General features: G+C 71.9%; 22 protein-coding genes. 10 read left to right on the forward strand and 12 right to left on the reverse strand.

The features are described 5' to 3' along the window. The first annotated feature begins 54 nt into the window (after positions 1 to 54). Entirely contained in the window at positions 55 to 738 is a 684-nt protein-coding gene (locus tag FFG40_RS04245) for an SDR family NAD(P)-dependent oxidoreductase (protein WP_138802352.1), read from the forward strand. 66 nt (positions 739 to 804) lie between these two features. Here FFG40_RS04245 and poxB read toward each other — a convergent pair whose 3' ends face one another. Beyond that, entirely contained in the window at positions 805 to 2,529 is a 1,725-nt protein-coding gene (gene poxB / locus FFG40_RS04250) for a ubiquinone-dependent pyruvate dehydrogenase (RefSeq protein ID WP_027467199.1), read from the reverse strand. Positions 2,530 to 2,627: 98 nt separating this feature from the next. Here poxB and FFG40_RS04255 point away from each other — a divergent pair, with 98 nt between their 5' ends. Then, positions 2,628 to 3,335 (forward strand): phosphatase PAP2 family protein, encoded by a 708-nt coding sequence (locus tag FFG40_RS04255; RefSeq protein WP_071404807.1) that lies wholly within the window; start codon positions 2,628 to 2,630, stop codon positions 3,333 to 3,335. A 106-nt stretch (positions 3,336 to 3,441) separates the two neighbouring features. Here the strand turns inward: FFG40_RS04255 and FFG40_RS04260 are convergent, their stop codons facing one another. Further along, positions 3,442 to 4,686, reverse strand: a complete 1,245-nt coding sequence (locus FFG40_RS04260) for a multidrug effflux MFS transporter (RefSeq protein WP_111032645.1) — start codon at positions 4,684 to 4,686, stop codon at positions 3,442 to 3,444. A gap of 46 nt (positions 4,687 to 4,732) precedes the next feature. Here FFG40_RS04260 and FFG40_RS04265 point away from each other — a divergent pair, with 46 nt between their 5' ends. After that, positions 4,733 to 5,173 carry a MarR family winged helix-turn-helix transcriptional regulator gene (locus FFG40_RS04265; protein ID WP_216852147.1) on the forward strand — a complete coding sequence of 147 codons (441 nt, stop codon included), beginning with the start codon at positions 4,733 to 4,735 and terminating at the stop codon, positions 5,171 to 5,173. Here the strand turns inward: FFG40_RS04265 and soxR are convergent. Genes soxR through FFG40_RS04280 form a run of 3 tightly spaced genes read right to left on the reverse strand, consistent with a single transcriptional unit; the run spans position 5,170 to position 7,197 of the window. Then, on the reverse strand, positions 5,170 to 5,685 hold the full coding sequence (gene soxR / locus FFG40_RS04270) for a redox-sensitive transcriptional activator SoxR (RefSeq protein ID WP_138802354.1): 516 nt from the start codon (positions 5,683 to 5,685) through the stop codon (positions 5,170 to 5,172). The two genes, FFG40_RS04265 and soxR, sit on opposite strands and share 4 nt — an antisense overlap. Before the next feature lie 10 nt (positions 5,686 to 5,695). Continuing rightward, a complete protein-coding gene (locus tag FFG40_RS04275; RefSeq protein ID WP_035809656.1) occupies positions 5,696 to 6,739 on the reverse strand; it encodes a YdcF family protein in 1,044 nt (347 codons plus the stop codon). A gap of 2 nt (positions 6,740 to 6,741) precedes the next feature. Continuing rightward, positions 6,742 to 7,197, reverse strand: coding sequence for an iron chaperone (locus FFG40_RS04280; protein ID WP_196783353.1), 456 nt, complete (start codon positions 7,195 to 7,197; stop codon positions 6,742 to 6,744). Between the two features lie 90 nt (positions 7,198 to 7,287). Here FFG40_RS04280 and mgrA point away from each other — a divergent pair, with 90 nt between their 5' ends. Both mgrA and FFG40_RS04290 read left to right on the forward strand, forming a co-directional pair. Continuing rightward, positions 7,288 to 8,331, forward strand: a complete 1,044-nt coding sequence (mgrA, locus tag FFG40_RS04285; protein ID WP_138802355.1) for an L-glyceraldehyde 3-phosphate reductase — start codon at positions 7,288 to 7,290, stop codon at positions 8,329 to 8,331. 559 nt (positions 8,332 to 8,890) lie between these two features. Next, positions 8,891 to 10,153 (forward strand): MFS transporter, encoded by a 1,263-nt coding sequence (locus FFG40_RS04290; RefSeq protein ID WP_138802356.1) that lies wholly within the window; start codon positions 8,891 to 8,893, stop codon positions 10,151 to 10,153. 77 nt (positions 10,154 to 10,230) lie between these two features. On the opposite strand, the gene mnhG is transcribed toward FFG40_RS04290, so the two are convergent. From mnhG to FFG40_RS04325, 7 genes are all read right to left on the reverse strand, one after another. Continuing rightward, positions 10,231 to 10,587: a monovalent cation/H(+) antiporter subunit G gene (gene mnhG, locus FFG40_RS04295; RefSeq protein ID WP_138802357.1), complete on the reverse strand. Its 357-nt coding sequence runs from the start codon at positions 10,585 to 10,587 to the stop codon at positions 10,231 to 10,233. After that, a complete protein-coding gene (locus FFG40_RS04300) occupies positions 10,584 to 10,922 on the reverse strand; it encodes a sodium:proton antiporter (protein ID WP_138802358.1) in 339 nt (112 codons plus the stop codon). The genes mnhG and FFG40_RS04300 overlap by 4 nt, the downstream gene beginning before the upstream one ends. Beyond that, positions 10,919 to 11,500, reverse strand: coding sequence for a Na+/H+ antiporter subunit E (locus FFG40_RS04305; RefSeq protein WP_138802359.1), 582 nt, complete (start codon positions 11,498 to 11,500; stop codon positions 10,919 to 10,921). Before FFG40_RS04305 ends, FFG40_RS04300 begins: the two co-directional genes overlap by 4 nt. Next, positions 11,497 to 13,188: a Na+/H+ antiporter subunit D gene (locus tag FFG40_RS04310; RefSeq protein ID WP_027467192.1), complete on the reverse strand. Its 1,692-nt coding sequence runs from the start codon at positions 13,186 to 13,188 to the stop codon at positions 11,497 to 11,499. The genes FFG40_RS04305 and FFG40_RS04310 overlap by 4 nt, the downstream gene beginning before the upstream one ends. Next, on the reverse strand, positions 13,185 to 13,595 hold the full coding sequence (locus tag FFG40_RS04315; protein WP_138802360.1) for a Na(+)/H(+) antiporter subunit C: 411 nt from the start codon (positions 13,593 to 13,595) through the stop codon (positions 13,185 to 13,187). The genes FFG40_RS04310 and FFG40_RS04315 overlap by 4 nt, the downstream gene beginning before the upstream one ends. Continuing rightward, complete coding sequence (locus FFG40_RS04320) at positions 13,592 to 16,504, reverse strand: Na+/H+ antiporter subunit A (protein ID WP_138802361.1); 2,913 nt, start codon at positions 16,502 to 16,504, stop codon at positions 13,592 to 13,594. The genes FFG40_RS04315 and FFG40_RS04320 overlap by 4 nt, the downstream gene beginning before the upstream one ends. Positions 16,505 to 16,605: 101 nt before the next feature. After that, a complete protein-coding gene (locus tag FFG40_RS04325; protein ID WP_138802362.1) occupies positions 16,606 to 17,358 on the reverse strand; it encodes an SDR family NAD(P)-dependent oxidoreductase in 753 nt (250 codons plus the stop codon). A 45-nt stretch (positions 17,359 to 17,403) separates the two neighbouring features. Here FFG40_RS04325 and FFG40_RS04330 point away from each other — a divergent pair, with 45 nt between their 5' ends. The 5 genes from FFG40_RS04330 (at position 17,404) to rlmC (ending at position 21,535) form a co-directional block, all read left to right on the forward strand. Then, positions 17,404 to 18,126 (forward strand): SDR family oxidoreductase, encoded by a 723-nt coding sequence (locus FFG40_RS04330; RefSeq protein WP_260678787.1) that lies wholly within the window; start codon positions 17,404 to 17,406, stop codon positions 18,124 to 18,126. Next, a complete protein-coding gene (locus tag FFG40_RS04335; RefSeq protein WP_138802363.1) occupies positions 18,123 to 18,782 on the forward strand; it encodes a FadR/GntR family transcriptional regulator in 660 nt (219 codons plus the stop codon). The genes FFG40_RS04330 and FFG40_RS04335 overlap by 4 nt, the downstream gene beginning before the upstream one ends. Before the next feature lie 66 nt (positions 18,783 to 18,848). Continuing rightward, entirely contained in the window at positions 18,849 to 19,469 is a 621-nt protein-coding gene (locus FFG40_RS04340) for a DedA family protein (protein ID WP_027467187.1), read from the forward strand. A 40-nt stretch (positions 19,470 to 19,509) separates the two neighbouring features. After that, on the forward strand, positions 19,510 to 20,376 hold the full coding sequence (locus tag FFG40_RS04345) for an SMP-30/gluconolactonase/LRE family protein (RefSeq protein WP_395876589.1): 867 nt from the start codon (positions 19,510 to 19,512) through the stop codon (positions 20,374 to 20,376). Positions 20,377 to 20,383: 7 nt separating this feature from the next. Then, positions 20,384 to 21,535: a 23S rRNA (uracil(747)-C(5))-methyltransferase RlmC gene (gene rlmC, locus FFG40_RS04350; protein ID WP_138802364.1), complete on the forward strand. Its 1,152-nt coding sequence runs from the start codon at positions 20,384 to 20,386 to the stop codon at positions 21,533 to 21,535. Positions 21,536 to 21,770: the final 235 nt, after the last annotated feature.

Consider the following 21,770-nt stretch of genomic DNA (forward strand, 5'->3'; position numbering starts at 1 on the left):
CCTACGACAACCGGTCGACTCCCTGCGGTCGTCGCCGAGCGTGACGCTGGACCCATGACAACGACACTCATCACCGGGGCCACCCGCGGCCTCGGCAAGGAAACCGCCCGCCAGCTCGTCGAGGCGGGCCACACCGTCTGGATCGGCGCCCGGGACGCCGACCAGGGCGCCGCGGTCGCCGCCGAGATCGGCGCCCGCTCCGTCCAGCTCGACGTCCGCGACGACGACTCGGTCGCCGCGGCCTTCGCCCACGTCGACGCGAACGGCGGACTCGACGTGCTGGTCAACAACGCCGGCATCGCCGTCTGGGGGCAGAGCGGGCCCGAGGCGCTCGCCGTCTTCGACACGAACGCCGTCGGCACCATCCGCGCGACCGAGGCCGCGCTGCCGCTCCTGCGTCGCTCCGCGAACCCGATCGTGGTGAACCTGTCGAGCGCGCTCGGCTCCTTCACCGCCACCCACGACCCGTCGAAGCCCGCGTTCACCGTGCCGGCCGTGGTCTACGGCGCGTCCAAGGCCGCCGTCTCGATGCTGACGGTGCAGTACGCACGCGTCGTGCCCGAGGTGCACTTCGTCGCGATCGAGCCCGGCTACACGGCCACCGAGTTCGGTGGCATGCCGAACCCGCACGGTCGCCCCGTCGAGGTCAGCGCCGCGACGATCGCGGCCGCCGCGAGCGCGGGCACGGAGGGCCCCACCGGCGTGTTCCTGGAGGACGGCCAGACGCTCGGGTGGTGACGTCGTGACGGTCGGGAGGCCCGTGGCGGCGCCGCCACGGGCCTCCAGGCCGTCGTCCGGTCGCGTCTACAGCAGCTGGCGCGCGTTGGTGGACGCGAGGTCCAGCAGCTCGTCGCCGCGACCCGACAGCACCGTGCGGATGGCGTAGAGCGTGAAGCCCTTCGCCTGCTCGAGCGTGACCGCCGGGGGCATGGAGAGTTCCTGGCGGTTGGCGCGGACCGACACGAGCGCGGGACCGTCGTGCGCGAGCGCGGCGGCCATGGCGTCCTCGAAGTCGTCGGACACGTCGACGTGGAACCCCTTGATGCCGATCGCCTCGGCGACGGCGGCGAAGTCTGGGTTCTGCAGCTCGGTGCCGTAGTTCACGAAGCCGGCGGCCTTCATCTCGAGCTCCACGAAGTTGAGCGACGAGTTGTCGAACACGACGATCTTCACCGGCAGCTTGTTCTGCACGATCGTGATGAGCTCACCGAGGAGCATCGTCAGTCCGCCGTCACCGGCCAGGGCGATCACCTGCCGGTCCGGGAACGCCGTCTGCGCACCGATCGCCTGCGGGACGGCGTTCGCCATCGTGCCGTGCACGAACGAACCGATCAGCCGGCGCTTGCCGTTCATGGTGAGGTAGCGCGAGGCCCAGACGACGGGGGAGCCGACGTCGGGGATGAAGACGGCGTCCTCGGCGGCGAGCCGGTCGAGCACCCGGGCGACGTACTGCGGGTGCAGCGGCTTCTTCCTGCCGGCCGGCACCGCCAGGTCGTCGAGCTTCTCGCGGGTCTTGCGGTAGTGCTTGAGGGAGTCCTCGAGGTGCTTCGTCGGGTGCGAGCCGGTCAGCAGCGGGATGAGCGCGAGCGCGGTGTCCTTGACGGTGCCGACCAGCCCGATGTCGACGGGGTGCCGTCGGCCGAGCTGCGAGCCGCGGATGTCGACCTGCACGTGCTTCGCCTTGGCCGGGAAGAACTGCTGGTACGGGAAGTCCGTGCCGAGCATGAGCACGACGTCGGCGTCCTCCATCGCGCGGTACCCGGACGCGAAGCCGAGCAGCCCCGTCATGCCGACGTCGTACGGGTTGTCGTACTCGATGTACTCCTTGCCGCGCAGCGCGTGCACGATCGGGGCCTGCAGCCGCTCGGCCAGGGCGACGACCTCGTCGTGGGCGTCCGCGACGCCGGCTCCGGCCAGGATCGTGATCCGGTCGGCACCGTTCAGCAGGTCGGCGGTGCGCTGCAGCTCGGTCTCGCTCGGCACGATGCGCGGGGTGGCCCGCTCGATGCGGGTGGCGCGGTCGTCCTTCGCCTCGGCGAGCAACACGTCGCCCGGGATCACGAGCACCGCGACGCCGCGCTTCTCGATCGCCTCACGCATGGCGATCTCGAGCAGGCGGGGCATCTGGACGGGGTCGGCGACGTACTCGACGTAGACGGAGCACTCGCGGAACAGCTCCTGCGGGTGCGTCTCCTGGAAGTAGCCGGAGCCGATCTCCGCCGTGGGGATGTGCGCGGCGATCGCCAGCACCGGCACCCGCGAACGGTTCGCGTCGTACAGGCCGTTGATCAGGTGCAGGTTACCGGGCCCGCAACTGCCGGCGCAGACGGTCAGGTCACCGGTCAGGGCGGCTTCGGCAGAGGCGGCGAACGCGGCCGCTTCCTCGTGACGGACGTGCTCCCACCGCATCGTGCCGTCCTTGCGCAGGGCGTCGGTGAAGCCGTTCAGGGAGTCCCCGGGCAGGCCGTAGACCCGGTGGATGTCGTTGGCGCGGAGGGTGGCGACGATGTTCTCGGCAACGGTTGGCATGTGCCCTGTCTACTCGCGACCGCTGCGCTGAACGCTTTCGGAGTTTTGTGAGCCTCACTCGCCCTGGGATGCCGGGGTCGTGCTGCGACGATGGCGGGATGACCGACGACGCGCCGCTCCTCCGTCCCCGCCGACGGGAGCCCGCCGCGTACGGGATCCTCGAGCGCTCGCCGTACCCGCTCGTCTCGGTGGCGATCGCCGTCATCGCGGTCGTCGTCATCACCATCGTCGGGTTCACCCTCGGCACCGTGGACCTCGGATTGTCCAAGGCCCTCAACGCGCTGCACACCGGGTTCATCGGGGCGTTCAGCACGGCGGTCTACCACGTGATCAGTCCGGCACCGGCGATCGGGATCACGGTCGTCGTCGTCGCCGTGATCTGGTGGCGCACGCGAGACCTGCGACCGGCCCTGGCGTTCGGCGGCACCATCGCGATCACCTGGGTGCCGTCCGCGATCGTGAAGGAGATCGTGCACCGCGCCCGGCCCGACGTCGCCGTGCTGCCGCACCCGTTCCCCGTGCAGCCCGACCCCGGGTACCCGAGTGGGCACACGGTCTACATCACGGCGTTCGTCATCGCCCTGATCTGGCTGCTCCGCGAGACCCGGTGGCACCGGCTGGCGTTGACGCTCGGGGTCGTGGCCATCGTGATCGTGTTCTTCGCGGTGTCGATCGACGCGGTCCACTACCCGACCGACGCCGCTGCCTCGATCCTGTGGGCGCTCGCCGTGGCGCCGGGGGTGCGGGTGGTGTGGGTCGACTGGCTCATGCCGCGGGTGCCGTTCCTGCGGCCGGGGCGGGGCTGACGCCGGGCGGGTTGGGCTGGGCGGCCTGGTCGACGCGGAACGACACTGTCGATGTCGTACGACGTCGACAGTGTCGTTCCGCGTCAGCGGGCGGCGCCGTTCCGCGTCAGCGGAGCGTGCTGGTCCGGCCCCGCGCCGCGAGCAGTGCCACGACGGCCACCACGGCGGCGGCGAGCATCACGATCGCCAGCGGCGCCGCGGTGTCCGAGCCGCCGATGCTGACGAGCGGGGACACGAGCGCCGCGAGCCCGAACTGCAGGGCACCGAGCACGGCCGAGGCGCTGCCTGCGGCCGACGGCACGGCACCGAGGGCGAGTGCCGTGGCGTTGCCGAGCACCAGGCCGAGCGAACCGACCGCGGTGAACAGCGGCACGGCGAGCCAGATGACCGGCGCCCCGGAGACGACGAGCAGCGCGAACGCCACGGTCGACGCGAGCACCAGCACGATGCCGAGCGACAGCACGCCCGTCACCGAACGGGTCGCGGTGAGCTTGGCGGACAGGATGCTGACGCCCATCAGCGCCAGGGCGTTCAGCCCGAAGGCCAGACCGTAGCCGACCGTGCCGAAGCCGATCATGTCCTGGTACAGGAACGGCGACGCGGAGATGTAGGCCATCATCACGGCGAACGCGAAGCCGAACACCGCGGTGTAGCCGAGGAACGTGCGGGAGCGCAGGGCACGCAGGGCCGAGCCGGAGCCACGGCGTTCCGCACGCAGGGCGTCGCGGTGTTCCTTCAGGTGGGTCTCGCGGATCACGGCCAGGACCGCGATGAGCATGACGACCGACAGGCCGAGCACGATCGAGAGCAGGCCGCGCCAGCCGATCGGGCCGGTGAGCAGGCCGCCGAGCAGCGGTGCGACGACCGGGGCGACCCCGCCGACGATCATCATCAGCGAGAACGCGCGGGCGGCGGACTTGCCGGTCGCCAGGTCGGAGATGACCGCACGGCTGATCACCATGCCGGCCGCGCCGCCGAGGCCCTGCAGCAGGCGGGCCGCGATGAGCACGCCGATGTTCGGCGCGAGCACCGCGGCGATGCTGGCGAGCACGCACACCGCGGCACCGGCGATGAGCGGCGGCACGCGGCCGAACCGGTCGGACAGCGGGCCGAACACGAGCTGGCCCGCGGTCACGCCCACCAGGAACGCGGTGAGGGTGAGCTGGACGGCGGTGGCGCTCGCCCCGAGCTCGGTGGTCATCTGCGGGAACGCCGGCAGGTACAGGTCGGTGGCGAAAGGGGCGACGGCGCTGAGCAGGCCGAGCACCAGGAGCAGCGCGGTCGTGATGCCCTGCTGCTTGGTCGTGGGTGTCGCGATCGTCGCGCGGATGGTTCCGGTGTCCGTGGTCATTGTTATGAAAGCATAACTCATTGCCGGAGATCGGTACAGTACGGTCATGCACTCCGCCGTGTCCGACCACGTCCTCGCCGAGTTCGCGGACGTCCTGCTCCGGATCGCGCGTGACATCGATCCACACGGCTCCGAGACCCTCGACATCGTGCCGCTGACCGGCACCGAAGCGCTCGTGATGCGCTGGATCAACCGCAATCCCGGCACCTCGCCCAGTGCCACCGCCGAGGCGACCGCCCTGCAGCGCAGCAACCTCAGCGTCGCACTCCGGTCGCTCGTGGCGAAGGGCATGGTCGAGCGGCGCCAGGACCCGGCGGACGCCCGGACCGTGCAGCTGCACTCGACCGCCCTGGCCCAGGAGAGCGTGGACCGGCTCTACCGGCACTGGTCCGGCAAGCTCCGGACGGCCCTCGGTGGCGACGAACGGGGTGCGGTCGAGGCGCTGGAGCTGCTGCAGCGGATCGACGACGGGCTCCGCGCGGGCTAGGCGACAGCGTCCTCGGCAGCGGCAGCGGCGGCATCGTCGGCCGCCTCGTCCTGGATCGGCAGCAGGCGACGCGCGCCGTGCCCCTCGTCGCCCAGGGTGTCGCCCGGGTTCACGACCGAACACGCTCCGAGCGAGACGCACCCGCAGCCGATGCACTGCGTCATCTCCTGCTGCAGGCGCTCGAGCTCGAGCTGGCGGGCCCGCAGCCGCGCGCGCCACCGTTCGTTCAACCGGTTCCAGTCGCGCAACGAGGGCATGCGGTCGGCGGGCAGGGCTTCGAACTGCTCGGCGACCTCGCTGAGCGGGATGCCGAGGCGTTTGGCCACCTGGATGATCGCGATACGCCGTTCGACGTGCCGCGGGTACATCCGCGTGCCGCCGTCGGTGCGCTCCGGGTGGATCAGGCCCTTGCGCTCGTAGAAGTGCAGGGCCGAGGCGGCGACGCCCGTGCGGCGGACGATCTCGCCGATGGGCAGCAGGTCGGTCGGCCGCGGCGCCTGGATCTCGACCATGGTGGAGATCCTACTGCTGGAACGACTCCCAGAGCAGGAACCCCGTGAACAGCACGAACGGCGTGCAGGCGACCACGTTGAGCCAGCGGTGCTCGACGATCACCGCGGCGAACTCCCGCAGGAACGCACTCGGTACGTAGTACGCCGCCGTGCGCGCGCCGACGACCTGGGCGGGCAGATCCAGGCGACGGGCCAGGGTCGCCGCCCGCAGCACGTGGTAGTTGTTCGTGACCACGACCATCTGACCGTCCCGGCCGGCGGCCGTCTGCACGTCCCGCGAGAACCGGAGGTTCTCGCGGGTGTTCCGCGACGCGGTCTCCGCGACGACGTCGTCCGCGTCGGCACCGTGCGCCACCAGGTACTCCGCCATCGCGGTGCCCTCGGGGCGGGGTTCGTCGTCGCCCTGCCCGCCGGACGGCACGAGGAGCGGTCGGCGTCCGGCTGCCCGTTCGGCCCGGTAGACGCCGAGCGCCCGGTCGAGTCGACTCTGCAGCAGGGGCGGGACCTCGCCGTGCACGAGCCCGGAGCCGAGGACCACGATCGTGTCGGGGACGATGCCGTGCCGCGTCCGCCCGTAGACCACGGAGTACAGGGCGAACGCGACCAGCGACAGCGCGAAGTACCCGCAGACGAACACCATCAGCACGGCGATCGCGATCTTCGTGCCGTCCCACAGTGTGAAGCCCTCGCCGCTGCCCGAGACGAGCAGGGCGATGGCGACCGCCGGCAGCACGAACACCGCCACCCCGGCGGCGAGCGACAGCAGGTTGCCGACGCTGCGCCCCTCGGCCCGGAGCATCTGCAGACCGTTCGCGACCAGGGCGACCCCGAGCACCACGACCGCCAGCGGCACGAGCAGCAGCACCACGGCGACGAGCAGGCTGAACCCGGGGACCACCCTGGTCAGCACGGCCACGACCGTCGCGAGCCCGAACAGCACGGCCGCCGTCAGGAACACCCCGTTGCGGAGCATCCGCGGGTCCCGTCGCCGCCCCAGGACGTACAGCACCAGGAACAGCAGGGCGAAGACGGGAGCGGCGCCCAGCCCGAGCACCGTCAACCGACCGCGCGACGGATCAGGTCGGCCACCCGTGCCTCGTCGGCCTCGGAGAACTCGGGGCTGATCGCCCACGACGTCGGCCAGAACGTGCCGTCGTCGAGCGCGGCCGAGTCCTGGAACCCGAGCGTCGCGTAGCGGGCCTTGAACTTCGCGGCGTCCTGGAAGAAGAACACCGCCTTGCCGTCCCGCGCGTAGGCGGGCATGCCGTACCAGAGCTTCGGCGCGAGCTCGGGCGCGACCTCGAGCGCGATGCGGTGGATGCGCTCCGCCAGCCCCCGGTCCGGCTGGGGCATCTCGGCGATCTTCGCCTCGACCGCAGCGGCGTCGGCCGCTGCCTTCTCGGCCTTGGTGCCCTTCGTGCCGCGGGCGCGCTTGACCTCCGCGGCGTGCTCCTGCATCGCCGCGCGCTCCTCGTCGGTGAAGGTGGTCTCGGTCTTCGTCGTCCGTGCCATCGTCGTCTCCTCGTGGTCTCGTGCACCCATCATGGGTCCGCGAAGCGAAGCGTGCGAGGCCCGGCCCCGATGGAGTGCCAGGCTCGTCCCATGACCTACATCGCCAGTGACGACCGCTACGACTCGATGACGTACCGCCGGACCGGCCGCTCGGGCCTCGACCTGCCGCTGCTCTCCCTGGGGTACTGGCACAACTTCGGGGACGACATGCCCTTCGAGAACCAGCGTGCCATCAGCCGCCGGGCATTCGACCTCGGGATCACCCACCACGACCTCGCGAACAACTACGGCCCGCCGTACGGTGCCGCCGAGGTGAACTTCGGCCGCCTGATGCGCGAGGACTTCCGGCCCTACCGCGACGAGATGGTCGTCTCGACGAAGGCCGGCTGGGACATGTGGCCGGGGCCGTACGGGCAGGGCGGTGGCTCACGCAAGTACGTGCTCGCCTCGCTCGACCAGTCGCTGCAGCGCACGGGCCTGGACTACGTCGACGTCTTCTACTCGCACCGTCTCGACGCCTCGACCCCGCTCGAGGAGACGATGGGCGCCCTGCACACCGCGGTCCAGCAGGGCAAGGCGCTGTACGTCGGGATCTCGTCGTACGACGCCGAGCGCAGCCGGCAGGCGGCCGAGATCCTCCGCGACCTCGGCACGCCGCTCCTCATCCACCAGCCCTCGTACTCGATGCTCAACCGCTGGATCGAGACCGAGGGGCTGCTCGACGCCGCCGGCGAGCTCGGCTTCGGCGTCATCGGCTTCACCGCGCTGGCGCAGGGGCTGCTGACCGGCAAGTACCTGGACGGTGTGCCCGAGGACTCCCGCGCGGCAGCAGGCAAGTCCCTCGACGCGTCGAGCATCACGCCCGAGGTCGTCGAGCACCTCAGTGCCCTGAACGACGTCGCGGCCGCACGCGGACAGTCCCTCGCGCAGCTCGCCCTCGCCTGGGCGCTCCGTGACGAGCGGGTGACCTCGCTCGTGATCGGCGCCTCGCGGGTGTCGCAGCTCGAGGACAACGTCGCCGCGCTGTCGAACACCTCGTTCACCGACGAGGAGCTCCGCGTCATCGACGAGCACTCCGTCGGCATCACCGACGTTGACCTGTGGGCGGGAGCCCGCGCGGGCGAGGTCTCCTGACCCGAGCGCCACGCCGCAGCAGTCCCTCGGCCGGTCGCATCTCGTCGCTCGGCGGATCCCGCCGGCCGGTCACGACACGTCGCGGGTCGCGTGCCGACCGGTCACGAACTGTCGGCTGGCGGCGCCGCAGGCGACGGTCTGTGACCGCACCGCGGACGGCGGGCGGGGTGTCGTGACCGGTGCGGGGCCCTGGACGCGCGGCGCGGCGGCCGGGAGGCGCGGGGCACCCCGCCACGCGCCTCCCGTCCGTCGTCCGGTCACGTCGCGTCGCGTGGCCGGCCCGCGTCGGCCGGTCACGACACGTCGCGGGTCGAGTGCCGTCCGGTCACGAACTGTCGGCTGGCGGCGCCGCAGGCGACGGTCTGCGACCGCACCGCGGCTGGCCGGCGGGACGGCGCCAGGAGCGAAGTCCTCCGGGCCGCGGCGGCCGATTGGTACCATCGACAGCGTTCGACAACACGCAGTGTGTATCTACCGGCCGCCGGCTCCCCGGCGGACAACGGCGGCACCCGATGGGTCCGCCGCCACCGAACCGGGCGGGCCGAGAAGGCACACCCCAATGCTCCAGACCCGTTCCACCGGCGACACCCCCGCCACCGGCGACGCCCCGCCCGCTCCGGACCGCTCGCTCGTCTCCCTCGCCGGACGCTGGTACTTCCCCGTGGCGTTCGTCGCCCGGCTCCCGTTCGCGATGATGGTGGTCGGCGTCCTGACCCTGGTCGTCGCCGCCCGTGACTCCGTCGCCCTCGGCGGCATCAACTCCGCCGCCGTCGGCATCGGCTCCGCGATCTTCGGCCCGATGGTCGGCGCCGCGGCGGACCGCTTCGGCCAGCGCGCGGTGCTCGTCCCCGTCGGCCTGGTGAACGCGGCGCTGCTCGGGCTCTTCCCGTTCGTCGTCAGCGGCACCGCGCCCGACCTCGCCGTCCTCGCGGTCGCGTTCTGCATCGGCGCCTCGGCACCGCAGGTCGCCCCGATGTCCCGCACGCGGCTCGTCGCGATCATCCGGCAGCGGATGGCCCCGGCGCGACGCGAGAAGACCCTCAGCGGCACCATGGCCTACGAGTCCGCCGCCGACGAGACCGTGTTCATCATCGGCCCGTTCCTGGTCGGCATCCTCGCCAGCGCGATCGCCCCGTGGGTGGCCGTCGCCGGCGCCTCGGTCCTGACGTTCGTGTTCGTGACGGCGTTCGCGCTGCACCCGACCGGCAAGCTCGTGGTCGGCCAGCACACGGAGTCGACGCAGGCACCCGCGCGGCAGCTCCTGCGCCCGCGGCTCGTCGTCGTGGTCGTCGGCATCCTCGGCATCGGGCTGTTCTTCGGCTCGACGCTCACCTCGCTGACGGCGTTCATGGAGACCCACGGCGAGGCCTCGCAGGCCGGCCTGCTCTACGGCCTGATGGGCATCGGGTCCGCCGGGTTGGCACTCGGGTCGGCGGCGTTCCCCCGGGCCTTCGGCCTCGGCTGGCGCTGGCTCGTCTTCGGCGTCGTGCTCCTCGCCGGTGCGATCGCGTTCGCCAGCGCCGACTCCGTCGTCGCCGCGGGCGTCGTCCTCGCGGTCATGGGCATCGGGATCGGACCCACCCTGGTCGCCCAGTACAGCCTCGGCTCGGACCGGTCACCCGTCGGCCGCTCCGCCACCACCATGACGATCCTCGGGTCCGCCGTCATCGTCGGCCAGTCGATCGCCTGCGCCATCACCGGTGACGTCGCCGAGCACCACGGCACCGCCGCAGCGATGCTGCTCCCGGCGGCCTCCGCCGCGATCGTCGTGGTCGCTGCGGTCCTCAACCTGCTGCTCCCGCGTCGGGTCGCGACCGCCTGACCGCGAACGTGAGCGCCTGACGGAGCGGAGGCCCGTGGCGACGCCGCCACGGGCCTCCGCTCCGGCAGATCGGTGCGTCAGGACTCCGTGTCGTCGACGAGCAGGTCCTCGTGCCGGTAGTCGTCGGCGCGCAGGCCGGCGCGGGCGATCATGTGCGTCGACACCGGCACCAGGAACAGCTGGAACACCATGACGGGCAGGACGACCCAGAACGCCGTCCACGTCCACACCGCGACGACGACGGCGGCCAGCGCGAGTGCGAGCCCGAGCACCTGCGGCTTCGCCATCGCGTGCAGACGGACGAGCGGGTCCGGGAACCGGACGATGCCGACCCCGGCACCGAGCGACAGCAGCGACCCGACGAGCAGCAGCCCGATGGCGATCCAGGCCCGGATGCCGGCGTCGTCGACGAACGACTCGATGATCTCGATCACGACTGGTCCTCCTCGGCGCGCTCGGGGGTGGTGACGGTCAGCCCCTCGTCGGACGGGTCCGCCGAGGGCGTGACGGCCCGGGCCACGGCGACCGTGGCGAAGACGCTCGTCGCCGAGATCACCACGAGCACGGGGAGGCCGGTCAGGTCCTGGCGGATGACCATCGCGGCCGCGATCACCACGAGCACCGTGGTCAGCACCATGTCGGAGCCGATCATGCGGTCGAGGATGGTCGGCCCGCGCACGATCCGGAACACCGCGAGGGCGAACGTCGCCCCGAGGAGCGCGAGCACGAGCGCGACGGCGATGCCCATCACGACGACGGCGGGGCTCACCGGTTCACCTCCGGCAGCGGCTCGGACAGTTCGGAGACGTCCTGCTTGGATCCCAGTGCGCGGATGACCATGGCCTCGATCCGGAGTGCGACGCGGCGTTCGTCGTCGACCTGCTCGAGGCGCTCGGTGTCGAGCACGTGGAGCAGCAGGCGACGACGCCGCAGGTCCACGTCGGCGACGTACGAGCCGGGCACGAGCGAGATCGCGAGGGTGGCCAGCGTGAAGGTCATCTCGGACGTGGAGTGCAGCTGCACGAGCGTGATCGAGCTGCGCCGCACACCGCGGGGACGGAACGCGACCCATGCGACCCGGAAGGACGCCACGACGACGAGCCCGGACCACACCACCAGGAACCGCAGCACGTGCACGATCGAGAACCGTGCGGACAGCGGGACCGGCGGGAGCGGCAGCGCCTGGGTGACGAGGAGCGCCACGACGATGCCGCACAGCAGCGTCAGTGGGGTCCACGACCCCCAGAGCAGCGCCCAGAGCACGGTGAGCCCCGCGACGAGGGGCACGTCGTAGCGCCACGCCAGCGCGATCCGCCTGGCGTTGGAGATGCGGCGGACGTCGGTCATCGCTCACCTCCGAGCACGGCCTGCACGTAGCGGTCGGGCGACTCCAGCGACTCCGCTGCGCGGGTCGCGTAGCCGTAGAGCGGGCCGGCGACGACGGTCAGCGCGACGGACCCGAGCACCGCGATCGTCGTCACACCGACGAGCATGCGCGGCAGGCGCACCTTCTCGGGAGCCTCGCCGACCGCCTCGGTCGCGCCGGTGGTCGGACTGGAGGCGGTGGCTGCGTGCGGTGCGTCGGTGACCGTCACCGAGCCTCCCGGGTGGTAGGCCTCGCCCGTCTCCTCGGAGACGGTGAGGGGAGCCGGTTCCGGCGACCGCAGGTGGGCGTGCGGTTCCGCGCTCGTCGCGTGCGGGGCGGCGGCCTCGGCCGCCGGCTTCGGCCGCCAGAATGCGGCGTCCCAGACCCGCATGAGCGCGTACAGGGTGAGCAGCGAGGTGACCACGCCGGCGCCGATGGTGACGTACGCCATCGGGGAACCGTCCTCGGCGGCGGCGCGGAACAGACCGAGCTTGCCGATGAAGCCGGAGAACGGCGGGATCCCGCCCAGGTTGAACGCGGGGATCAGGTACAGGGCGGCCAGCAGCGGTGCGGCCTTCAGCAGTCCGCCGAGCGACCGGGTCGAGGTCGTCCCGCCGACGCGTTCCATCAGGCCGGACACCAGGAACAGCGTGGTCTGCACGACGATGTGGTGCACCGTGTAGAACACCGCGGCCGCCGTGCCCGCGACGGTGCCGAGGCCGACGCCCATCACCATGAAGCCGATGTGGCTGATCAGCGTGAAGGACAGCAGCCGTTTCACGTCGGTCTGCGACACCGCGCCGAGCACCCCGACCACCATCGTCAGTGCGGCGACGACGAGCAGCACCTCGTTGAGCTGTGGTCGCGGGAAGATCACCGTCTCGAGCCGGATGATCGCGTAGATGCCGACCTTGGTCAGCAGGCCCGCGAAGACCGCGGTGACCGGCGCCGGGGCCGTCGGGTACGAGTCCGGCAGCCAGAACGCCAGCGGGAACACGGCCGCCTTGATGCCGAACCCGATCAGCAGCATCGTGTGCAGGAGCAGCTGGACGTGCTCCGGCAGGTCGGCGACGCGCTCGCTGATCTGGGCGATGTTCACCGTGCCGGTGGCGCCGTAGACCAGACCGATGGCGGCGAGGAAGATCGCCGACGCGATCAGGCTCGTGACGATGTACGTCGTGCCGGCGCGGACGCGCTGTTCGCTGCCGCCCAGCGTGATGAGCACGTAGCTCGCCACCAGCAGCATCTCGAACGCGACGTACAGGTTGAACAGGTCGCCCGCGATGAACGAGTCGAGCACGCCGGCGGCGAGCACCAGGTACGTCGGGTAGAAGATCGTGACCGGGGCGTCCTCGTCGTCGGCGGCCAGACCCTGGCCGATCGAGAACAGCAGGACGAGCAGCAGGACGCTCGCACTGACGGTGAGCAGCAGGGCGCTCAGCCGGTCGACGACGAGCGAGATGCCGTACGGGGCGTCCCAGCCGCCGACCTGCACCACGATCGTGCCGTGCCGGTCGACCAGGACCATGAGCGTGGCGGCGACGGCCAGGGCCACGACGAGCACCACGACGGTGATCGCACGCTGGAGTTTCTGGTGCCGGAGGAGTCCGAGCGCGACCGCGGCACCGAGCAGCGGGACGAGGACGAGGAGCGGGACGAGCCAGGTCATCGGGTCGCCTCCTGTTCTGCGTCGGTGGTGGTCTCCGGGTCCTCGTCGGCCGGCTCGTCGCGGTCACGGCCGATGGCGGCGTCGGCCTCGTCGACCTCGACCTCGTCGGCGCGGGACAGCTGCCACGACCGGTGGATCAGGGCCAGCAGGAACGCGCTCACGGCGAAGGTGATCACGATCGCGGTCAGCGCGAACGCCTGGGGGAGCGGGTCGGTGATGCCCTCGGCGCTCTCGCCGATCGGCGGGTCGCCCGCGGCGCCGGACATCACCAGCAGCAGCAGGTTGAGCGAGTTGCCGAGCAGCAGGAAGCCGAGGAGCATCCGGGTCAGGGAGCGTTCGAGCAGCAGGTAGACGCCGCACGAGAACAGCACCGCCATGGCGATCACGAGGACGAGGGTGACGGTCATGTGGCGCTCCCTTCCGGGGTGGGGGCATCGAGGGCGTCGCTGACGGGCCCCTCGGTGGTGTCGCGGGTCGGGGTCGAGGCGTCCTCGAGGCGCTGCCGGTCGACCTCGGCGCCGAGGCTGCGGAGGACGTCGAGCACCAGGCCGACGACGACCAGGTACACGCCGATGTCGAAGAACGTGGCGGTGACGAACTCGACGTGTCCGAGGATCGGGACGGTGGCCTCGAAGAACTCGGAGTACAGGGCGTCGCGACCGAAGAACAGCGGCACGATCGCCGTGACGGCGGCCGTCGCGACCCCCAGACCGAGCAGGCGACCGGCGCGCACCGGGGCCGCGGCGCCGAGTTCGGCGGGACCGCCGGCCAGGTAGCGGGCCGCGAGGGCGATGCCGGCGACCAGACCGCCGGCGAACCCGCCGCCGGCCGAGTTGTGGCCGGCGAACAGCAGGTAGAGCGACAGCACGATCAGGCCGTGGAACAGCAGTCGGACGACCACGTCGAGCAGGGCGGAGCGGCCGGTCGGGATCGCGGCGCTCGTCGGCAGCCAGGCGCGGGGCTCACCGTCGGTGCGCTCGCCGTTCGCGGTCAGGGTCTCCGGCAGGTCCCGCAGCCGGGGCAACGTGTCCTCGCGCGAGTTCACGAAGATCAGGCTCGCGACGCCGGTGGCCGCGGCGACCACGACGGTGAGCTCACCGAGGGTGTCCCAGCCGCGCAGGTCGACGAGGGCGACGTTCACGACGTTCAGACCGTGCCCGAACGAGCTCGTCAGCGCGGGCAGGTCGGGCCAGAGGGGGCGTGCCGTGCGGGCGGAGGCGGCCACCACGACGACGATCGCCAGTGTCAGCCCCGCCAGACCGGCGAAGAGTGCCCGCACGACCCGGAACCGCGACGGGTTGGTCGTGGCGATGCGCGGGGGCAGCCGTCGGAGGACCAGGACGAACGCGATCAGGGTGACCGTCTCGACCACGAGCTGCGTCAGGGCGAGGTCGACGGCGCCGTGCAGGACGAACAGCACCGAGAGGCCGTAGCCCGTGACGCCGACCAGCACCGCGGCGGCGAACCGGGTCTTCGCCGTGAGCACCGCGATGCCGGCGATCGACATCACGATCATCACCGGGATCTGGCCCCACGAGTCGGCGAACCGGACGTGGAACTCCCACGGCCCGCCGAGCACGAGGTTGGCGAGCGCCCCGGCGACGAACACCGACAGGATCACCGTCAGGTAGTAGGGGAGCGAGCCGCGCTGCAGGCTCGCGGTGAGTCCGGTCGCTCCGCGGTCGAGCAGTCGCATGCCGTGCCGGTACGTGCCCGCGGCGCTCGGGAACCCGGTGAGCTGGTGCTGGAGTGCCTCGACCGGACGTCGGAGGGCGAACAGCGCGAGACCGCCGACCAGGGTGACGGCCGAGATGCCGAGCGCCGGTTCGAGGCCGTGCCAGAGTGCGAGGTGGGGGACTTCCTCGCCGGGGAGCGAGGCCACCGTCGCCGCGGGCTCGATGCCGTGCGCGACGACCGGGGTCAGCAGGCCGAGGGCCACACCGGTCAGTGCCAGGATCGACGGCACCACACCCAGGCCGTGCAGGGCGTGCGGTTCCGTCTGGGCGACGTCGGGCTTGCGGGCGAACGCTCCCCAGAAGAAGCGGAGCGAGTAGGCCACGGTGAGCACCGAGCCGAGTGTCACTCCGACGAGGGCGAACCAGGCCCAGCCGGCGTCGGGACCGTGCAGCGACTCGGTGAAGCCGGTCAGCACGGCTTCCTTCGCGACGAAGCCGATCGTCGGCGGGATGCCGGCCATCGACACGAGCGCGAGTGCGGCCACGACGGCCAGCCACGGTGCCTTCCGGCCGAGGCCGCTCAGGCGCCCGAGGTCGCGGGTGCCGGTGGTGTGGTCGATCGCACCGACCACCAGGAAGAGCGTGGACTTGAACGCGGCGTGCGCCACGAGCAGGGCGACCCCGCCGAGCGCCACGGCGGGCGCGCCCCACCCGGCGGCGAGCACCAGGAACCCGAGCTGCGCGACGGTGCCGTAGGCGAGCAGGAGCTTGAGGTCGGTCTGCCGCAGCGCCCGGTAGCCACCGATGAGCATCCCGAGGACACCGAGCACGGTGATCGTCTCGCGCCAGCCGTCGAGCAGTGCGAACGCCGGGGCGAGCCGGGCCACGAGGTAGATGCCGGCCTTCACCATCGCTGCGGCGTGCAGGTACGCGCTGACCGGGGTGGGTGCGGCCATCGCGGCGGGGAGCCAGAAGTGGAACGGCACGATCGCCGACTTCGTCAGCGCGCCGAGCAGGACGAGGACCACCGAGACGGTGACGATCGGCCCGGTCGGCGGGGCGGCGATGATGCCGGAGAGCGAGGTCGTGCCCGCCGCGACCGACAGCATGACCAGACCGGCGAGCATCGCCAGACCGCCGGCGGTGGTGACGACGAGGGCCTGCATCGCGGCCGCACGGCTCGCACGCTTGTCGGCGTCGTGTCCGATGAGCAGGTAGGAGAAGACCGTGGTGGCCTCCCACAGGACGAAGAGCACGATGACGTCGTCGGCGAGGACGAGCCCGAACATCGACCCGGCGAACGCGGTCAGCACGCCCGCGAACCGGCCGATCCCCGGTTCGTCGCGCCCGAAGTACGAGGCGCAGTAGACGAGCACGAGGGCCCCGACGATCGACACCACGAGCGCGAGCACCCACGACAGGGCGTCCATCCGCAGCGTGACGTCGAGGTCGAGCTGGGGGACCCACCGGTGCCGTTCGACGACGCTGCCGTGCAGGGCGGCGTCGGTCTGGGCGATCGTCAGCACCGCCGCCGCGGCGGGGGCGAGGGCCGCGACGTAGAACACGCGGCGGCCGAGGACGGGGGTCAGGGCGGGGACGATCAGGGCGACGATCGCGAACGCGACGAGGACGAGGACCATCGGGCACCTCCTCGGGGTCGGGCTGCAGTCCGGCTCACTGGGCCCTCACAGCCTACGGAGGAGGCCATGTGGAGAACCTGTGCGGTCGGACAGCAGTCTGCTCAGGTCCGGCCGTGCGCGCGTGCCGGGATCTGCGTCGCGAGCTTGCCGCCGGAGACGTCGAGCAGGGTGCCGGTGATGTACCCGGAGGCATCGCTCGCCACGAAGACGAGCAGGTCGGCGACGTCGTCCGGCGTCTCCCACCGGCGGAGCGACAGCGTGTCGAGCAGGCGGTCCTGGGCCTCGGCCGGCATGGTCGCGAAGCCGTTCATCGCCGTCGGGACCATGCCTGGCGCGTAGGCGTTGACGGTGATGCCCCACGGCCCGAGCTCCGATGCGAGCACCCGGGTGAACGAGACGACGGCGGCCTTCGAGGCCGCGTAGGCCGCGCTCCCGACACTGGGCACGATCGCGGCGAACGAGGCGGCGTTGATGATCCGACCGCGCCCGGCCGCCTGCATCACCGGAGCGACGGCCTGGCTCATCAGGAACGTGCCGCCGAGGTTGACGTCCATGCAGCGTCGCCAGGCGTCCCACTCCAGTTCGGCGACCGTGCCCGTGACGTTGATGCCGGCGTTGTTGACCAGCACGTCGATCGTGCCGTGCCGCCCGACGACCTCGTCCACGGCGTCGTGCACCGACTGCGGGTCGGCGACGTTGCACACGACGTGGTCGAGCGGGAAGTCCTGCTCGAAGGCCAGGTCGAGCGCGACGACGCGGCACCCTTCGCTGACGAAGCGGTCGGCGAGGGTGCGGCCGATCCCGCGCGCTGCGCCGGTCACGACGACCACGCGGTCGGTCAGGTCGAGGTGCATCGTTGCTCCCGTCGTCGGTGGCTTCAATAGGCATACTATTCGAGCATGACGGATCAGCGTGTGCTCTGGGTCACGGGTGGGGGCAGCGGCATGGGAGCCGCGAGCGCCGAGGCGGCGGCGCGGGACGGCTGGACCGTGGTGCTCAGCGGACGTCGTGCCGACCGGCTCGAGCAGGTCGCGCGCACCGTCCGCGGCACAGGGGGAACCGCGGACGTCCTGCCCCTCGACGCGAACGATCCCGACGCCGTCACCGCCGCGCGGGATGCCGTGCTCGAGCGGCACGGCCGGCTCGACGGGCTCGTGCTGGCGGCCGGGCTCAACGCCCCGCGACGCCGGTGGGACGACCACTCGCTCACCGACTTCCGCGCGATCGTGGACACGAACCTCACCGCCGTCGTCACGCTGGTGGACGCCGCGCTGCCGGCACTCCGCACGGCCGGCGGCGTGGTCGTGGTGGTGTCCTCGTACGCCGGGTGGTCCTTCCAGCCAGGGGCGGGTGTCGCGTACTCGGCGAGCAAGTCCGCGCTCGCGTCGGTCGTCCGCACGCTGAACCAGCAGGAGGCTGAGCACGGCGTGCGTGCCACGCACCTGTGCCCGGGAGACGTGGCGACGGACTTCCTCGACCAGCGGCCGGAGGTCCCCGACGCGGCCGCCCGGCAGCGCATGCTCCAGCCGGAGGACGTCGGGCGGACGGTCGCCTTCGTGCTCGGGGTGCCCGCGCACGTGCGCATCGACGAGCTCGTGGTGTCGCCGGTCTCGCAGCGGTGACGAGCACCTTCGAACGGGTCCTCGACCAGATCGGTGCCGCCGTCGTCTCCGGTGCCGTCGCCGTGGGCAGCCGCCGGAGCATCGACGACCTGGTGGCCTGGACCGGTGCCAGTCGCAGCATCGTCCGCGAGGCCGTCCGGGTCCTCGTCGCCCTCGGCCTGCTCACCGCGCGGCAGCGGGTCGGCGTGACCGTGCTCGGCGTGCGGGAGTGGGACGTCCTCGACCCGCGCGTGGTGCGGTGGCGTCTGCGGGGCCCGGACGCCGACCGCGTGGCGGTCGAGCTCCGTGAGCTGCGTGCGGCGGTCGAGCCCGCCGCCGCTGCCGCAGCAGCCCGGCGGGTGGCGCTCGACGAGTTCGCCGACCGACGGGAGGCCCTCCGCACCACCGCGGACGAACTCGCCGCCGCCGCGACCCGCGACGACCGCCCCGACTTCGTGGCCGCGGACGTGCGGTTCCACGCGCTCGTGCTCGACCTGTCCGGCAACGCGCTGTACCGACGACTGCACCAGGTCGTCGGCCAGGTGCTGCGCGAACGCGGGAGCGTCCGCCCGGACCGGCACGACGTCGGCCTCCACCTCGCACTCGCCGATGCCGTCCTCGACGGTCGCCCGGACGAGGCGGCCTCGACGATGCGGGCGATCGTCGACCGCACGTGAGTGGAGCCCCCGGACCTGCGAGGATGGACCCCGGTGTGCCACTCCGGCGCCCGTGGAGGGTGAGTCGTGGACGCAGCACAGGACCTGGTCGTCCAGCTCGTCGGCACCCCGTGGGCGTTCTTCGTGGTCGGCCTCGTGCTCGCCGTGGGCAGCGTCGCGGTCTTCCTGCCCAGCCAGGCACTCGTCGTCGCGATCGGCACGCTCCTGGTGGGCGGTGACGGCGGTCTCCTGCCGGTCCTGTTCCTCGTCGTCGCGGCGTCGATCGGCATGGTCCTCGGCGACCTCGGGCTCTACCACCTGGCGCGTTCGGTCGACCTCGGCTCGAGGTCGTGGTTCTCGCGGCCGAAGGTCCGTGCGGCCCGGGACGCCATCGACGGCCGCTACCGTGCTGCTCCCGGACGCATCGCGGTGCTCGGACGCTTCATCCCGATGGGCCGGTTGACGACGAACCTGGTCGGCGCGGACAGCGGGCTCGACCTCCGGCGGTTCCTGCTCAGCTGCGTGCTCGCCGACGTCGTGTGGGCGGCGTACTGCGTCGGCATCGCCTCGGCCACCGGGCGCTGGAGCCGCGAGCAGCCCTTCCTCGTCACGACCCTCGCGGTCGTGGCGTCGATCCTGCTCGGCCTGGCGATCTCCGCGATCGAGAAGGCCGTGCGACGACGCACCGAGGCGGCGGCCGCGGCCTGACGAAAGTAGGGTGGGCACCCCGTTCGAAGGAGAACCCGTGCTGTTCGACGACCTCGTGCCGGACCGCGACGCGCTCGAGCGCATCGCCACCGGCAGCACCTGGGCCGAGGGGCCCTGCTGGATCCCGTCGACCCGCACGCTGCGGTGGTCCGACATCCCCGGCGACCGGATCCTGCAGTGGCACGCGGACTCGGGGGAGACCTCGGTGTACGCGGACGGTGTCGAGTTCACCAACGGCCGCACGCTCGGTCGGGACGGCAGCGTCGTGCAGTGCTCGCACGGCCTGCGTCGGGTCGAGCGTGACCGCGACGGCGTCGTCACGCCGATCGTGGACGCGTGGGACGGGGGCCGGTTCAACTCCCCGAACGACGTCGTGGTCGCGCGGGACGGCGGCGTCTGGTTCACCGACCCGGCCTACGGCATCACCCAGCCGCGTGAGGGGCACCCGGGCGTGCGCGAGTACGGCGACCACTGGGTGTTCCGGTGCGGACCGGCGGGCGAGGACCTGCGGCCCGTGGCGACCGACCTGGACGAGCCGAACGGCCTGGCCTTCGACCCGGACGAGCGGGTGCTGTACATCGCGAGCTCGTCGGGCGACGAGCCGGTCATCCGCGCCTACGACCGCCGTGGCGACCTGCTGAAGAACGGCCGGGTGTTCGCGCGGCTCGAGCCCGGAGAGGGTGCGCCGGACGGCATCCGGGTCGACGTGCACGGCAACGTCTGGTCGTCCTCCCACCACGGCGTCGTCGTGTTCGACCCCGAGGGGGCCCGGATCGGAGCGGTCGCCGTGCCGGAGGTCACGTCGAACCTGTGCTTCGGCGGCGACGACGGCACGACGCTGTTCCTGACCGCGACCACGTCGGTGTACCGGATCGCCACGACGACGCGGGACGCTGCCGTATCCTGACTCGGCCATGCAGTGCGACTACTTCGACCGCGGGGTGTGCCGGTCGTGCACGCTCATGGGCCAGCCCTACGCCGACCAGGTCCTCGACAAGGAACTCCGCACGCGCGAACTCCTGCACGACGCGGTCGAGGCTGCCGGGGGCCCCGGAGCAGTCTCCTGGTCGCCCGCGATCACCAGCCCGGAGTCCGGGTACCGGAACAAGGCGAAGATGGTCGTGGGCGGATCCGTCCAGCACCCCACCGTCGGGATCCTCGACCACCGGCAGCGCGGGGTGGACCTGCGGCACTGCGGGATCTGCACGCCCGGCATCCGGCACGCGTTGCCCGTGCTGGCCGAGTTCGTCTCGACCGCGGGGCTGATCCCGTACGACGTCGCCGCGCGCCGGGGCGAGCTGAAGTACGTGCTGGTCACCGAGTCGCCCGACGGCGAGCTGATGATCCGCTTCGTGCTGCGCTCCGAGGGGCAGCTGCCACGGCTCCGGCAGCACCTCGACGCCCTGCGCGCCGCGCTGCCGAACGCGGTCGTGGTGACCGTCAACCTGCTGCCCGAGCACAAGGCCGTCACCGAAGGCGACCGCGAGATCGTGCTGACCGACCAGGAGACGCTGCCGATGCGGCTCGGCGGGATCACGATGCACCTGCGGCCGCAGAGCTTCTTCCAGACGAACACCGGTGTCGCGACCGAGCTGTACGCGCAGGCGACCGCCTGGATCGACGAGCTCGACCCGGCGTCGATGTGGGACCTGTACTGCGGCGTCGGCGGGTTCGCGCTGCACGCAGCCCGCCCCGGCCGCGTGGTGACCGGCATCGAGACGAGTGCCGAAGCGATCCGCTCCGCCGAGCAGTCCGCTCGTGAGGCCGGCCTCGAGGGCCTCCGGTTCGCCGCCGACGACGCGACCGAGCACGCACTCCGGGCCCGTCCGGACGCGGTGCCCGAGCTCGTCGTCGTGAACCCGCCGCGTCGCGGGATCGGCGAACGGCTGTCGACCTGGCTCGAGGAGTCGGACGTGCAGCACGTCGTGTACTCGAGCTGCAACCCGGTGACCCTGGCGAGGGACCTGGCACGCATGCCGTCGTTCCGGCTGCGTCGGGCCCGGGTGCTCGACATGTTCCCGCAGACCGGGCACCTCGAGGCCGTGACCCTGCTCGTACGGGGCTGATCCCGAGCGCGGATCGGCATTGCCAGGGAATTGCCAAGGACACGTACCCGGGTACGGCTCGATGACCATGGCCATGGGGATCTGACCGTTCAGGTTCGAGGTAGGGGTACATAGCATGCACGGGTAGAACCGTTTGTCTCGGTTTGATAACGGTCAAGAGTTTCCTATGGTTGCCGACCGAGGTGCCGCCGGCCCGATGACCACTGCCCCCGGTGGCGCACCCCCACAACTGACC

The organism is Curtobacterium sp. KBS0715 (genome assembly GCF_005938005.2).
Classification (GTDB): domain Bacteria; phylum Actinomycetota; class Actinomycetes; order Actinomycetales; family Microbacteriaceae; genus Curtobacterium; species Curtobacterium flaccumfaciens.